The 15,294-nt window shown below is 43.5% G+C and carries 15 protein-coding genes and 1 pseudogene; 12 read left to right on the top strand and 4 right to left on the bottom strand.

What is annotated here, in order from left to right:
- The 6 genes and pseudogenes from PR761_RS10995 to can all read left to right on the top strand — a co-directional run bounded on the left by PR761_RS10995 (position 1) and on the right by can (position 4,935).
- Complete coding sequence (locus tag PR761_RS10995) at positions 1-1,734, top strand: hydrogenase large subunit (RefSeq protein ID WP_006814426.1); 1,734 nt, start codon at positions 1-3, stop codon at positions 1,732-1,734.
- Positions 1,735-1,744: 10 nt separating this feature from the next.
- Positions 1,745-2,296, top strand: coding sequence for a hydrogenase 4 subunit H (hyfH, locus tag PR761_RS11000; protein ID WP_006814425.1), 552 nt, complete (start codon positions 1,745-1,747; stop codon positions 2,294-2,296).
- Positions 2,293-3,075: an NADH-quinone oxidoreductase subunit B family protein gene (locus PR761_RS11005; RefSeq protein WP_112837403.1), complete on the top strand. Its 783-nt coding sequence runs from the start codon at positions 2,293-2,295 to the stop codon at positions 3,073-3,075. Before hyfH ends, PR761_RS11005 begins: the two co-directional genes overlap by 4 nt.
- Positions 3,068-3,472: pseudogene (locus PR761_RS11010) on the top strand (formate hydrogenlyase maturation HycH family protein); the annotation flags it as partial. The gene PR761_RS11005 and the pseudogene PR761_RS11010, both read left to right, overlap by 8 nt.
- Before the next feature lie 135 nt (positions 3,473-3,607).
- Positions 3,608-4,060, top strand: a complete 453-nt coding sequence (hycI, locus tag PR761_RS11015) for a hydrogenase maturation peptidase HycI (protein WP_230083556.1) — start codon at positions 3,608-3,610, stop codon at positions 4,058-4,060.
- Between the two features lie 191 nt (positions 4,061-4,251).
- Positions 4,252-4,935 (top strand): carbonate dehydratase, encoded by a 684-nt coding sequence (gene can / locus PR761_RS11020; protein ID WP_006814422.1) that lies wholly within the window; start codon positions 4,252-4,254, stop codon positions 4,933-4,935.
- Between the two features lie 128 nt (positions 4,936-5,063).
- Here can and hybG read toward each other — a convergent pair whose 3' ends face one another.
- From hybG to hydN, 3 genes are read right to left on the bottom strand one after another with little or no spacing between them, the layout of a single operon-like run.
- A complete protein-coding gene (hybG, locus tag PR761_RS11025) occupies positions 5,064-5,336 on the bottom strand; it encodes a hydrogenase maturation factor HybG (protein ID WP_006814421.1) in 273 nt (90 codons plus the stop codon).
- 18 nt (positions 5,337-5,354) lie between these two features.
- Positions 5,355-5,696, bottom strand: a complete 342-nt coding sequence (gene hypA, locus PR761_RS11030; RefSeq protein WP_006814420.1) for a hydrogenase maturation nickel metallochaperone HypA — start codon at positions 5,694-5,696, stop codon at positions 5,355-5,357.
- 10 nt (positions 5,697-5,706) lie between these two features.
- Positions 5,707-6,255 carry an electron transport protein HydN gene (gene hydN, locus PR761_RS11035; RefSeq protein WP_039854822.1) on the bottom strand — a complete coding sequence of 183 codons (549 nt, stop codon included), beginning with the start codon at positions 6,253-6,255 and terminating at the stop codon, positions 5,707-5,709.
- Between the two features lie 499 nt (positions 6,256-6,754).
- Here hydN and PR761_RS11040 point away from each other — a divergent pair, with 499 nt between their 5' ends.
- Positions 6,755-8,350 carry a sigma 54-interacting transcriptional regulator gene (locus PR761_RS11040; protein ID WP_006814418.1) on the top strand — a complete coding sequence of 532 codons (1,596 nt, stop codon included), beginning with the start codon at positions 6,755-6,757 and terminating at the stop codon, positions 8,348-8,350.
- A 358-nt stretch (positions 8,351-8,708) separates the two neighbouring features.
- Here PR761_RS11040 and fdhF read toward each other — a convergent pair whose 3' ends face one another.
- Entirely contained in the window at positions 8,709-10,856 is a 2,148-nt protein-coding gene (gene fdhF / locus PR761_RS11045) for a formate dehydrogenase subunit alpha (protein ID WP_112837406.1), read from the bottom strand.
- A gap of 307 nt (positions 10,857-11,163) precedes the next feature.
- On the opposite strand from fdhF, the gene PR761_RS11050 reads away from it, so the two are divergent.
- The 5 genes from PR761_RS11050 to PR761_RS11070 all read left to right on the top strand — a co-directional run bounded on the left by PR761_RS11050 (position 11,164) and on the right by PR761_RS11070 (position 15,271).
- Positions 11,164-12,888 carry a lysophospholipid acyltransferase family protein gene (locus PR761_RS11050; RefSeq protein WP_154610779.1) on the top strand — a complete coding sequence of 575 codons (1,725 nt, stop codon included), beginning with the start codon at positions 11,164-11,166 and terminating at the stop codon, positions 12,886-12,888.
- A 261-nt stretch (positions 12,889-13,149) separates the two neighbouring features.
- Positions 13,150-13,533, top strand: a complete 384-nt coding sequence (locus PR761_RS11055) for a VOC family protein (RefSeq protein WP_006814415.1) — start codon at positions 13,150-13,152, stop codon at positions 13,531-13,533.
- A gap of 94 nt (positions 13,534-13,627) precedes the next feature.
- Positions 13,628-14,191 carry a DUF6630 family protein gene (locus PR761_RS11060; RefSeq protein ID WP_006814414.1) on the top strand — a complete coding sequence of 188 codons (564 nt, stop codon included), beginning with the start codon at positions 13,628-13,630 and terminating at the stop codon, positions 14,189-14,191.
- Positions 14,192-14,342: 151 nt separating this feature from the next.
- Complete coding sequence (locus tag PR761_RS11065; protein WP_039854821.1) at positions 14,343-14,525, top strand: hypothetical protein; 183 nt, start codon at positions 14,343-14,345, stop codon at positions 14,523-14,525.
- A 62-nt stretch (positions 14,526-14,587) separates the two neighbouring features.
- Positions 14,588-15,271 (top strand): hypothetical protein, encoded by a 684-nt coding sequence (locus tag PR761_RS11070; protein ID WP_050767620.1) that lies wholly within the window; start codon positions 14,588-14,590, stop codon positions 15,269-15,271.
- The last annotated feature ends 23 nt before the right edge of the window (positions 15,272-15,294 follow it).

Consider the following 15,294-nt stretch of genomic DNA (forward strand, 5'->3'; position numbering starts at 1 on the left):
GTGAGCTATCAGAATTATGCAGATACCCTTCAGGGCGTTCGTAAAGGCGCTGGCTATCTGGCAAAAGTGCGCGAGAAATTTCCTCATGCCATGTTGGAAGAGGAGTGGCAAACTGCCAACCAAGTCACCATCACCGTCAAAACTGACATGCTGCCAGAGGTCGTCGAGTTTCTTTATTACGGCTGTGGCGGCTGGTTACCGGTACTGTGGGGCAACGATGAACGTCCACTTAACGGTCAGTTTGCGGTGTATTATGCGCTGTCGATGGAAGAGGGAGAAAAATGCTGGGTAACGGTGAAAGCCTATGTCAGCCCAATCACTCAAGAATTTCCATCGGTGACCCCGCGTGTACCAGCAGCCGTATGGGGCGAACGTGAAATCCGTGATATGTACGGTTTACGCCCAGTGGGCTTACCGGATGAACGCCGTTTAGTGCTGCCGGATGATTGGCCTGAAGACCTGTATCCGCTGCGCAAAGACACCATGGATTACCGTCAACGTCCAGAGCCAACTACAGATACCGAAACTTACGAGTTTATCAACGACAGCAAAACCCAAAGCCGCGTCGTACCTATTGGTCCGCTGCATATCACTTCCGATGAACCGGGACACTTCCGTTTATTCGTTGATGGCGAGCGGATTGTCGATGCGGATTACCGGATGTTCTATGTTCACCGTGGTATGGAAAAACTGGCTGAAACCCGCATGGGTTACAACGAAGTCACTTTCTTATCTGACCGTGTCTGCGGAATTTGCGGTTTTACCCACAGCGTGGCGTACACCTCTTCCGTTGAAAATGCGCTCGGTATTTACGTGCCACCGCGTGCTCACACTATTCGCAGCGTACTGTTAGAAGTTGAGCGCTTACATAGCCACTTACTTAATATTGGTTTAGCCAGCCACTTTACGGGCTTTGATACCGGTTTTATGCAGTTTTTCCGTGTGCGTGAAAAATCCATGACCATGGCGGAATTACTCACTGGGGCGCGTAAAACGTATGGTACCAACTTAATTGGTGGTGTACGCCGTGACTTCTTAAAAGAGCAGCGAGTCAAAACCATCCAACTGGTCAAAGAGATGCGCCAAGATGTGACCCAGCTGGTGGATATGCTGTTGAGTACCCCAAATATGGAGCAGCGTACCGTTGGGGTGGGTCGCTTAGACCCGAAAGTGGCTCGTGATTATAGCCCAGTAGGGCCGATGATCCGTGCCAGCGGCTTTAAACGTGACGTGCGTTTCGACCATCCATTTGCTGACTATGGCAACTTACCAAAAACCTTATTCACCTTAGATGGCTGCGATGTCTATTCTCGCGTCATGGTGCGTATCAAAGAGACACTCGATTCCCTGTCGATGATTGAATATGCCCTCGACAATATGCCAGATGGCCCAATCCTCACTGAAGGTTTCACCTATCAGCCGCATAAATTCGCACTGGGTTACACCGAAGCGCCACGGGGTGAGGATGTTCACTGGAGCATGCTAGGGGATAACCAAAAACTGTACCGCTGGCGTTGCCGTGCAGCGACTTACGCCAACTGGCCAGTGCTGCGCTATATGTTGCAAGGCAATACGGTTTCTGATGCACCATTGATTATCGGTAGTCTCGATCCTTGTTATTCCTGTACTGACCGCGTGACGCTGGTGGATGTGAAAAAACGTAAAGCGAAAACCGTGGCATATAAAGAGCTTGAGCAATACAGCATCGAGCGCAAACAATCCATTATGAAATAAGGGGAATAAAATGTTTAAGCTATTTAAAACCCTTCGTAATGCGGGAACAGCAACGGTGAAATATCCGTTTAAACCATTGGAAGTGGCACACGGTTTTCGGGGTAAACCTGAATACGATCCACAACAATGTATCGCGTGTGGTGCCTGTATTTCTGCGTGTCCTGCCAATGCATTAACCATGGAAACGGATTTAGAAAGCGGGGAACGTCGCTGGCAGTTATTTTTAGGGCGCTGCATTTATTGCGCTCGCTGCGAAGAGGTTTGCCCGACCCGCGCTATCCATCTGACGGAAGAGTTTGAAACTGCGGTAATGAATAAAGCGGACTTGTACATGAAAGGGACATTCCGCTTACAACATTGTCGCCAGTGTGGCGAAGCATTTGCACCGAAAAAATCGGTGGAATATGCCATGGCTCTAATGGTGGCTTCAGGTGTTGAAGCGAGCGGCATCGAAGCCCTGCGTCCTATGTATGAAACGTGCCCATCCTGTAAGCAAAAAAATAATTTATCCAATAATGATCGCCAGAACTTCCGTTTGCATATTCAGGGAGATAAATCATGAGTCTGCCAAATATCCCCGTCAATCACCATGTTAGCCAGCCTATTGTTCTCGACGAGCAGGTGGCAAAACTCAAAAGTACGCTACTGAAAGATATCAAACGTTCGGCGTATGTTTACCGTGTTGACTGTGGCGGTTGTAACGGATGTGAAATCGAAATTTTCTCGGCGATCACTCCAGTATTTGATGCGGAACGTTTTGGGATCAAAGTGGTAGCTTCTCCGCGGCATGCGGATATTTTGCTGTTCACGGGAGCGGTAACTCGTGCAATGCGCATGCCTGCACTGCGGGCTTATGAGTCTGCACCGGATCCAAAAATCTGTATCTCATACGGGGCGTGTGGCTGTGGTGGCGGGATCTTCCATGATTTGTACTGTGTATGGGGCGGTAGCGAACATATTGTACCGATCGATGTGTGGATCCCCGGTTGCCCTCCAACTCCAGCAGCTACTATCTATGGTTTTGCCGTGGCATTAGGGTTACTGCAACAGAAATTAGTCGGGCAAGATCACCGTGAAGCGGATGATGAGCGGGTTGAGTTATTACTGCCCTCGATTCCATTAGCAACCCGAGTAATGATTGAGCGGGAAGCGCGTCGCCAAGCGGGCTATTTCCAAGGTCGAGAAATCAGTGACCAATTTTTGTCTCTGCTCGATGGTGCTACACCAAACCAAGTACAAAGTCGAATGCAGCAATGGATGGATCAAGAGCAAGATCCGCGCTTGCGTGACATTGTAAACCGCTTGGTGACCGTATTGCAGCAAGGGGGCATCAATGAGTAAGTCATCCACAGAAACCGGCAAAGTGATTTTCTGGTCACTGCGCCAAAAATTTGTCGACAGTGACGATGATATTCCCGAAGAAGCCCAGCAAGTCATGTATTACTCGCTGGCAATTGGTCACCATGTTGGGATGATTGACTGCTTAAAAACGGAATTAGAATGTCCACTGGATGGCTACCAAGCATGGGTGAATGCGCTTCCTGAAGGGGAGGCGCGCCGCAAATTACAGGGACTCATTACATTTGGTGAAATTAATATCGACGCCACGCACACCAACATGCTGGCGTTGGCGTTAGATGGTTTTGCTAAAGACAGTGATTCTCCGTATCAAGCCTGGAGCGCCACGCTGATTCGATTACTCGGGGAAATTGAGCGCGAACCGGCAATTTATTTGATCGTGAAAAGACAGCCTATGGGGGATGCGGCCAGACAAACGCAACCTTCTTTTTCAATGGAGTCTGAGTACTCAGCTGAAAACTCGCCGTCAGAAAAATTATTATCTTCAGAAAACCAAACGCCAGTACAAAATCTGATGCTGGCGGTGGGTAATAGCATGATGGGGGATGATGGTGCAGGCCCCATGCTGTTTGACTTGATGCAGCAAAATCCGATCGATGGTTGGATGGCAATTAATGGGGGAAGCAGCCCTGAGAGTGTTTCTCACCAAGTTCGCGCCTTAAAGCCCCAAAGGTTATTGATTGTTGATGCCGCAGATATCGGTTTAGCTCCAGGTGAAATTCGCATTATCGACCCTGATGATATCGCCGAAATGTTCATTATGAGTACCCATAATCTGCCGTTGAACTTTCTGATCGATCAGCTCAAAGAAGATGTCGGGGAGATTATTTTCTTAGGTATTCAGCCCGATTTAGTCGGTTTTTATATGCCAATGAATGACAAAGTGATCGCCGCCGTCGAGCAAGTTTATCAAGCCTTACCAGCGTGGAATGGGCTAGGTGGGTTTAAGCTATTTGATGGTGAATAACCGTTTAATTTAAGGAAAGTTATTCAAGGGAATGAAGTGTGCCGCGCTATAGGGATTGTAGCGCGGTTTTTTTCTTTTTGAATCAAAATATTGAGAATAATCTACTGGTATTAAAGCCTATTACACTGATTAAATTAAGATGGTCTGTATAATGAACTTCAAAATGTCATATCTGTAAGTGAGCGTACCAAATGGCGATGGATAGAATTAAAGAATTATTTGTAAATAATAGGGAATGGGCGACTTCAATTAAAGAGCAAGACCCTGATTTCTTTAAGGCTTTATCGAAAGATCAACAACCTAAATTTTTATGGATTGGGTGTTCTGACAGCCGAGTACCTTCTGAAAAATTAATGAAAGTGGGTCCAGGAGAGCTTTTCGTACATCGCAATATTGCTAATTTGGTTATTCATACCGATTTAAACTGCTTGTCTGCGATTCAATATGCCATTGATGTTCTAAAAGTTGAGCACATTATTATCTGTGGCCATTATGGTTGTGGCGGCATTGAGGCGGCTATTGAAAATGATGAGCTAGGCTTAATTGATAATTGGCTGCTGCATATCCGCGATATTTGGTTTAAACATAGCCGGATGCTAGGGGAGCTTAAACCAACAGAACGTATTAATCGCTTATGCGAATTAAATGTTGTTGAGCAAGTTTATAATTTAGGGCATTCCACTGTTCTGCAATCTGCATGGAAACGTGGACAAGATATTATGGTTCATGGTTGGATTTACGGGATCACCGATGGGTATTTAATTGATCTCGATATTACAGCCGATAGTCGTGCAAAACTTGAACTGTGTTATCGTGAAGCTATTGCTGCACTCACCACAAAAACGCCGTTCAAAACGGGTTGTTCAGCGGAATAATTGCAATTACCGTTTTGATAGATAGCCTATAATAACGGGTGGCTACTGATATGGGTACATCGCTCCTCCAGATAAGAGTTATGTACCCAGAATATATTCTAAGTTACTAATTTAAAAATATATTGTCATCACGCATTTCCCCTTAAAAAATACCCCACATCTTCCTCGACTTCTTCCATCGCCATTAACGCTTCTAGGGTATCACGGGCTTCTTCTTCGTCGAGGATACTCATGGCAAAACCAACATGGACTAGCACCCATTTGCCCACCATGCTTTCAGTATCTCCCTCACAAACAAGGGCTATATTTACATCCCGCTTTACGCCACAAACATCAACTTGGGCATTGTCCATTGGGGTTTTACCAACGGTAATTACTTTGCCGGGAATACCTAAACACATAGTTGACTCCTGAATAAATTATTCAATTTCAATTTGCTTCACTTGCATGGTACTGCTGCTATCCACAATTAAATTTTGACTGCCACAATGCGGGCAACCAGCACCAAACTGAGTTATTTTTACCTGATGTTGGCAATCCCGACATTGCGCTTGTGCAGGGGCAATAAGAATATGCAATGCAGCGCCTTGGGCGAGGGTATCGCGGCAAATGATATCGAAACAAAAATGTACCGCGGACTCTTCCACACAAGAAACAGCACTGAGCTCTAGCCATACGCCAGTGACTCGCCGAGCACGGTTGCGTTTAGCGTGCTGTTCAATGATCTCAAATGCGTTTTGGCATAAGGCAACTTCATGCATGGGCTATCCTTTAAGACAAAATATCAGCAGGCATTTCAAAGGCGGCGCGACGACGACGCTCTTTGATGATTTCATCCATTTTATTTCTGTCGACAACAATTAAGGCTTCTGTTGGGCACACTTCCACACAAGCGGGGCCTCCTTCGCGGGTATGGCAAAGGTCGCATTTATGGGCCTCTGCTCGGTATTGTGGAATAGTATTAAGTGCTGTCACTTGCTGTTCAACAGGGCGGCTGATCACTTCCATGGTGCCGTAAGGGCAAGCAATGACACAGGTTTTACAACCAATACATTTAGCTTGATCAACATACACAAAGTCATCTTTGCGGCTGATGGCACCATTTGGGCACACATTGGCACATGGGGCATCTTCACACTGGCGGCAAATTACAGCGGTGCTGACGGTATAGCCTTTTAATACATGAATACGTGGGAAAAACTCATCTTTTACTACGGTGGCAATACCCGTTTCCTGCTCTTGATGGGAAACCACGCAGGCGACTTCACAGGTGTGACAGCCGATGCACTTCTTTGGGTCTGCAATGATGAAACGGTTCATCAACTTCTCCTGAATGATCCATGACGGGCATCCTATCCGGTATTTTCCGGCAGCCTCGCCTTCTGCTGACAATACTTATCTATAAGCATGGATCGTGCCAAATTGGCGAAATAAAATAACTCAGTAAAATCAAAATATTAATTATTATTAAGGGATGATAATTCGCAAAATTTTAATATTCGACACGTTTATCGACATTATTGTCGAACTGTTTTTAAGTATCTTTTGGTATATAGATGAATTAATGAATTATCCAAAATAGGTGGATGGATCAAATTTAAATCAGACTGAGATATTAATTTTTCTAATTCCGATTACAATATTAGCATTAAATAAAAAATAGCAATCGCACTAATCACAGTATAAAACCTTTTTATTTCTCTCTTATTTATAGATAAGAAGTTTATTAAATGAAAATTTTAAACTCTAACTAATTCTCATTATTGTTAGCCTATTTTGACTTAACAATGCAGCGAATTAGGATGAGATTGGAGATTTTGTGAGTAAACCCGAAACCACCGAACACATTCGCCATGAACGTGACCAGTTTAGGATCCTTGTGGATATTACTAATTCTGTACTTTCTCACTTAGAGATGGATGGATTAGTCGCTGAAGTTTCCAGAGAGATCTACCGATTTTTTGGCATTAGCCAAATCAGTGTTGCGCTGTGTGACAATTACAGCTCCGCAGTTTATCTCTGTTATTCAAGTCACTATCAGCGTTCAAAGCCCGTTAAGAAAAGCCAATATCACCTGAATGAGCTGCATTCTGATTTAGCCACTGTGCTAGATGATAATAAACCACTGCGGTTGACTCTCGACCCCAAAACCCAAGATCCGCTGTATCAACATTTATGTGCTGAAGGAATGGCTGAAACGCTGTTATTACCATTGGCATTTAACCATAAGCCTTTGGGGGTATTGGTATTATCCCATGAAGATGATCATATTTTTACCGAGGATAATTGTAACTTACTCAAGCAAATTGCCGCGCGTTTTGCAATCGCAGTGGATAATGCCGCAGCTTACGGTGAAATTACGCGCCTTAAAGACAGCCTAAAAAATGAAAATTTATGGCTGAATGAGCAGATCCAAAGCACCAACAGTTTTAGCGAAATTATCTTCCAAAGCCAAGCCATGCGTGAAGTTTTGGAGCAAGTGGATTTGGTGGCTCGCAGTGACAGTACGGTATTAATTTTAGGGGAAACGGGAACGGGGAAAGAGCTTATTGCCCGTGCGGTTCACCAGCTCAGTGAACGGCATCAGCATACCCTGATTAAAATGAATTGTGCGGCAATTCCCTCAGGATTATTAGAAAGCGATTTATTCGGCCACGATAAAGGGGCATTTACCGGCGCGACAACCACCCATATTGGCCGTTTTGAAATGGCGAATAAAAGCACGTTATTTTTGGATGAAATCGGTGATATGCCATTGGATCTACAGCCAAAACTATTGCGCGTATTGCAAGAGCGTGAAATTGAGCGCATTGGTGGCAATAAAGTGATTCCAGTGGATGTTCGTTTAGTTGCGGCAACTAATCGAAATCTCAAAGAAATGACGGAAGATAGGGAGTTTCGTGAAGATCTTTATTACCGTTTGAATGTGTTCCCGATTGTGATCCCGCCATTACGTGACAGACCTGAAGATATCCCGCTGTTAGCGACTTACTTTACTAAAAAAATGGCACAGCGGATGAACCGCAAAATTGATTGTATTCCCCGGGATGTGTTAGCGCAGTTGTCGCTGTATCCGTGGCCGGGAAATGTGCGTGAGTTAGAAAATGTGATTGAGCGAGCGGTGATTTTAACTCGTGGAAACACACTGAATATTCAGTTGCATGAGCTGAATATTCCCAAACCATCACGTATAAAAGAAGCCTTAAAAAAGCCAAGCTCTCTGGAGCGGAAAATGCAAACCGATGCCCCAGAGAGTGACGATGAAGAGCGGAATCGGATCATTGAAGCGCTGAAAGCCACTAATGGAGTGGTTGCGGGAGCGAGAGGGGCTGCTATGCGGTTGGGATTAAAGAGAACAACGCTATTGTCGAGGATGCAGAGACTTGGCATTAGTGTTCAAGACCTATTCCAGTAATCTCGTCATACTTCACGCCGTGGCGTTGTTGGCCCTTACTAACCCTAGTCACATACTTATGTATGCTCCTAGGGATTAGCTGCGTCTGCCGCCTAGCCACAACGCGAATTATTTAGAGATTGGTAGAAGCTGGAAAAAGAAAAAGAAAAAGGAAAAGGAAAAGGAAAAATAATAACTAAGAATAAAGGATGTTGATTATTTTGAGGGAAGGTTATTTTTATATTAAATAGTTTTTAACTGAGATTAATATTTTATTTACCTAATTTTATTGGATGATGGATTTTATTATTTTTGAATAGTTTTCAATATAAATTGCACTGTAGGTTGCTAGCCCCTACAGTGCAAAGAATGAAGGAAATTAAACTCCTTCAGCAGCCTCTCGTAAGCGGCGCTTAATCGCTGTGTATTCCTGAACTACATAATGCTCAGCTTTGGGTTGATCCGCGATTGGCTCAACACGTACTGCACAATATTTATACTCAGGTGTTTTGGTTATCGGACTTAAGTTTTCCGCAACCAACTCATTACAAGCTCCAATCCACCACTGATACGTCATATACACGGCACCCTTATTTGGGCGATCGCTAATATTGGCACGCGTGATGACTTTACCTTGGCGTGAGCAAACCCAGACCAATTCCTGATCTTTGATACCGAGTGCTTTCGCATCCGCAGTATTGATTTGCACAAATCCCGGCTCATCGGCAAGCGCAGCAAGCGCTTTACAGTTACCCGTCATAGAGCGGCAAGAGTAATGGCCGACTTCACGCACGGTAGCCAGTACCATTGGATACTCTTCACTGACTTGGTCGATTGGCGGGCGCCAGTCGCAAGTAAAGAACTGACCACGACCGTTTGGCGTATCGAAATTACCACCGTCATACAGATACTCAGTACCTTCGCTTTCTAATGTACGGCATGGCCATTGAATATATGCCAATCCCGCCATTTTTTCGTAAGTTGCTCCAAAATAAATCGGGCACAGCTCACGCAGCTCATCCCAAATTTCTTTGGTGTTGTTGTAGTGCATTGGATAGCCCATCGCCGTGGACATCAGACTGATAATTTCCCAGTCTGTTTTCACATCACCGACAGGTTCAACCGCTTTATAAAAACGCTGGAAACCACGGTCTGCGGCAGTGTACACACCTTCATGTTCCCCCCACGAAGTGGCTGGGAAAATCACGTCAGCAATCGACGCGGTTTTAGTCATAAAGATATCTTGGACAATCAACAGCTCCAATTTATCGAAGGTACGGCGAATGGTTGCTAAGTCAGGCTCAGTTTGTAGCGGATCTTCACCCATCACATAGTGAGCTTTCAGCACGCCTTCATCGATAAAGTGAGGGACTTCGCTCAGTGGAATACCATTTTCATCAGGCATTTTCTCAATGCCCCAGAATTTAGCAAATTTCTCCAGAGCTGCATTATCCGAAACATATTGATAGCCCGGTAGCGTGTTCGGCAGCGCACCCATATCACACGCGCCTTGTACGTTGTTTTGACCACGTACAGGACCGACGCCCACATGAGCTTTACCGAGGTTACCCGTCAACAATGCCAAACTGGTGAGTGACTGAACGGTCTCAACCCCTTGATAAAATTGAGTAACACCCATACCCCATAGAATGGTTGCGGTTTCAGCTTTGGCATACATACGCGCAGTTTTACGAATATCTGCCGCTTTTATGCCAGTAATTTCTTCAACAGATTCAGGTGTATAAGGTGCGACTAATCCACGATATTCATCGAATTTGTCGGTATGTGCCTCGATAAATGCATGATCATACAGATTCTCTTCAATAATAACGTGGGCGAACGCGTTCAATAACGCGATGTTAGAACCGTTTTTCAATGGTAAGTGAATATCTGCAATACGCGCGGTTTCAATATAACGCGGATCGCAGACAATAATTTGTGCCCCTTTTTCTTTCGCTTTTAAAATACGGCGAGCGACAATAGGGTGTGAGTCTGCGGCATTGTAGCCGAAGACAAAAATACATTGGGTATCCTCAATTTCAACAATTGAGTTGCTCATTGCGCCATTACCGACCGAACGCTGCAGACCTGCAACCGAAGGGCCGTGTCAGACACGAGCGCAGCAGTCGATATTATTGCTACCGACCGCTGCACGAACAAATTTTTGCATCACAAAGTTGGCTTCATTACCTGGCCCACGGGAAGAACCGGTGGTCATAATGGCTTTTGGACCATATTTTTCTTTGATAGCCAACAAGCGGGAGCTCGCGAATTCAATCGCTTCTTCCCAAGAAACCACTTCTAACTTGCCACCACGTTGACGGCGGATCATCGGGTTTTTTAAACGCGGGGTTAAAATTTTAGTGTCATGAATGAAGTCCCAGCCATAATAGCCTTTCAGGCAGAGCTCTCCTTCATTGGTGTGACCATTTGCGCCTTCTGCGCCTATGATCTTCCCGTTCTCCACCTTCAGGTTAATTTTACAGCCTGAGGCGCAATACGGGCAGACGGTGATGACTTTTTCCATCAACATTGCTCCTATATTTTCATGTAGCGGTTTCCCGCCCTTTCATCAGAGCTAATGCAGGGTTTATGCCAATTTTTTGTAGGGGGAGTGCAATTTCTAATTTGTTGAATAATCAATAAATATTATTTTTATAAATATTCAACAGAAACTAAATCAAGAGTGATTCGTCAAAAGTGTCGAACGTTTTTCAGATAATGTCGTCTATATTTCAAACAGTGTATTTCATAAATTTGTCATCAAATGGATATTTTTTAGTCATGATTTTGACTTAAATTCGCCAATGACGCATATGTGAGAGGACTCCATTATGTTTAGTGTTGATGCTTTACTGGAACATGCTTTTCCCCAGCAAACACTGCCTGCTTGGAAACGGAATTTACTAAAACGTTTATTACACGAAAAAGATTTTCAACAACTTGCCAAAGACTATCCGCACTTAAAAGGTTTGGATTTGATCGAGCAAGTTTTCAATGATTTAAATGTACGCTGTGAACTAGCCGATGGGGATCTAGAAAATATTCCCAGCCATGGTCCCCTCATTTTAGTGGCGAATCATCCCATTGGTTCCCTTGATGGGCTGGCAATTTTACGCGCCGTTGCAACGGTGAGACCCGATGTTAAGATCGTGGCAAATCAAATGCTCAGCTATCTTGAACCCCTGCAAAGTTTATTTATTCCTGTCGATAATGTTGGTAATCGAACCAATCGCCAGCAAGTCGTTGGTATGCAATCACATCTGGATAATCAAGGGGCATTGATCGTTTTCCCTGCGGGAGAAGTTTCTCGTTGGGGAGCGAAAGGCATTCGTGATGGTCACTGGCGCACGGGTTTTTTACGTTTGGCGGCGAAATCTCGTGCTTCGATTGTCCCTATTCATGTTCAAGCACGTAATAGCCTGCTGTTTTATATCTCATCAATAGTCTATAAGCCGTTATCCGCATTATTGCTGGTGAATGAGATGTTTAAGCAGCGCAATAAGCGAATTAAGCTGCATATCGGTGGGCGTATTCCATTTTCCCATTGGTATGATGGGCGAACCAATGACCATGAATTGGCGGAGCGTTTTCGGCGCCATGTCTATTTATTGGGGAAAGGAAAAACCGGGCTATTTACCAGTGAAGCACCCATTGCGTTACCGGAAGATAGATTGGAACTGAAAAAAGCGTTAGTCGGCTGTGAAAAACTAGGTGTGACGCCTGATGGCAAAACTATTTTTCTGTATCAGCGCCAGCAAGAAGTTAGGTCACCGATTTTGCGAGAGTTAGGAAGGCTACGGGAAATTGCGTTTCGTGCAGTTGGGGAGGGGTCAGGTAAACGCCGTGACCTCGACAGCTATGATGATGATTATTACCACTTAATTTTATGGGATGAAGACGACTTAGAAATTGTCGGTGCTTACCGTTTTATTCCAACAGAACAGCAAATTGCTAAAAAAGGGTTAGATGGGATCTACAGCAATAGCCTGTTCCACTATAACCAAGATATGATGCCGATTTTAGCCCAAGGAATTGAATTGGGGCGCAGTTTTATCCAGCCAGCCTATTGGGGAAAACGGGGTCTCGAATATTTATGGCAAGGCATTGGTGCTTACGTTGCTAAATATCCTCAATATCGTTACTTATTTGGTCCTGTATCTATTTCTGGAAGTATGCCCGTTGCTGCTCGAGATTTATTGATTGCGTTCTACCGTCTTTATTTTTCTTCTGAGCTTTCGATGGCACGTTCTCGTCAACCATATCCAGCTTCATTACCACAAGTTTTAGCTCAGTTTGATGGCGATAATTATCAAGAAGATTTAGTGAAGTTGAAAAGCCTGCTGAGTAATATTGGTTGCTCCATCCCAACATTGTATAAACAGTATACCGAGCTCTGTGAACCTGGTGGCGTACAGTTTATCGACTTTGGTACTGATCCCGCGTTTAATGATTGTATCGATGGGTTGGTACTGGTGGATATGAGCCGTTTAAAACCCCATCGTTATCAGCGCTATATTGCTGCACATTTGGAAAATAATCATCAAGATAACCAGTAAGATATTTAATAAGTGAATTCAGCCCACGATATTCATGCGTGGGTTTTATCATTGAGATAAAACCTAACTCAAGTGATTGAAGCCACAGATTTGGGATGTGACCTTTAGGTGAAGTGTAAAGCCGCTGTTCAACTCACGGAAAATAGATTATTAACGGGAATACGTGAAGAGAAATACAAAGTGATCCATAAATGGCTCGAGGGTGTTGCTAAGTAGCTTGACCCACAAGGCTGCTATTTTTGTCGAACGAATGGGGAAACAATGAAATTTAAATACGCGATATTGTACGTCAATGATGTTGCTAAAACCCTCGACTTTTACCATCAAGCGTTTGGTATGAAATGTGCTTTTCTACATGAAAGCGGGGATTACGGCGAGTTAGATACTGGTAGCACCACGATTTCATTTTCCTCTTTAGCATTGATGAATCAGCTGGGTAAAGGCGCTATTTCACCAAACCCGCAAGCCCCTGTTTTTGAGCTAGCATTCGAAACTGATGAGGTTGAAAAGGCACTGAATCAAGCCGTATTAGCGGGCGCAAAGCTGGTACAGTCAGCGGAAATAATGCCATGGGGACAAACCACTGCTTATGTGCATGATATTAACGGTTTCCTGATTGAGATCTGTAGCCCAGTATCCGCTTAACATACGGATAATCTAGGATTTATTTCATATACAACTCATTTTAACTTCAGCAAAATAGTGGCGATGACATCGATAATAAATTTAAGGATTTTCCATGCAGGGTATGAAGCCAGAAACCGCAGAACTTTATAATGAAATAATGCCTGCCATCACTGAATTGGCGAAGTTACTAAACCCGAATTCTCAAGAAAATATCGCCACGGATATCGCTTCTTTTGAGGAAGAGTTAAAAGAACTGATTGATGAGGATGAAGAGGGTTTTGTTGATAGCGTCGAGAATGAGGATCTGGGGTTTATCATGGCGGATTTGGTCGTGAGATCAAATATGGGAAATAGTTTCTGGATCGACTGGAAAGATAGTGAATCCGCGATTGGCTTTCTGAAAAATGCACTGGATATTGCAGACATTGATATTCAGTTAGATTTTGGTGTTGATAATCCTCAAAATAGCTTAAGACCTGATCAAATTTTTGTGCGTGCCAATCAGCAGCTACAAGCTTTAAGCTATTACCTATTAGGTTTAGATTCTGGTAATGATGCTTACCATGAAATTCTTATTCCTGCCGATATTTTCGAACCATTTATGTCAATTATGGAACAATTCAATGTGATGGTTGATTTGAATGATGAAGAAGTGGATTACAGTGAATATGAATAGCATAATTTGATGTGGGTTTTAACTGAAGAATATCCTTTTTAGGGTACTATTCAGAGAATATTTGATAGTTTACTCAATGACTCTTTATAGTGTGAATGGTAGACTCTCTTCTAGATTTTTATCATTATTTTGGGCAATTAAGGAGGGAGTTATGAGTAAATACGAGATACGACCACTCTCTGAAAGCCGTAAAGCTGATATTGTTCGTACTGTTCTATCTACACCCGCGAAGACACAAGGAGCTTCAATAAGTAGCTTCTCTGAAAAATCATCATCGGGTGAAACGGTTAATGGAATGCTTAATCGGGCATTTCGAGCTGCAACGAAGCGTTAATAATTATATGTTCTTTTAAATACGCCACAAATGTGGCGATTTTTTATATGGATAATTTAAGGATGAGTAAACGCTGGGTATACAGGGAGTTGGTCAAAGGGCAAGATGATACTCAGGGATTTTTAGCTTATTCATTATATAAGTTTGAGAAAAATGAATTTGCAGAAGGGCTCAGAGTTAATGGTATGGACGAAGAATCTATCGTTACGGAGTTGGATACATTTCACCGGCAAACGGTAAATACACCAGCTCGGATAGAAGGGTATCGTGAAAAAGCTAAAATAATCATCGCTAATATTTTTGATCAGTTAGAAGTACAAATTCGATATGGTTATGAAGTTCAATTGGATGGGGCAAATGAGCAAGCCAATAAAATTGAACGCCTCACTAATGAGATTGATCAACTTAAGTCAGCTCATGAGCAAGAGCTAATTGAAGCGCGTGAAGCTGCAATTCTACATTTTTATCGCACAGTAGCCATACAATACGGGAATAAACAAAATCGTTTTTTACGAGTGATGCAATGGCTATGGAATGGTTTTGCTGGCGTTTTTGCTGCGATACTATTTGCAGTGCTTATCTATGGGTTATGTACATTATTCTTACCGAAGCAAGCTCGTGATGATGTTGTTAATGGTGCAATCAATAATATTAAAAATACACTCTTTCAACAGCCAAATGTGATACTAAATGATGGAATAGACCATATTAAGCACATAAATCCACCTGATTTACATGGAAAATAAAAAATATTAGTTAGGATTAAACC

The sequence above is a fragment of the Providencia sp. PROV210 genome (assembly GCF_028479445.1).
Classification (GTDB): domain Bacteria; phylum Pseudomonadota; class Gammaproteobacteria; order Enterobacterales; family Enterobacteriaceae; genus Providencia; species Providencia rustigianii.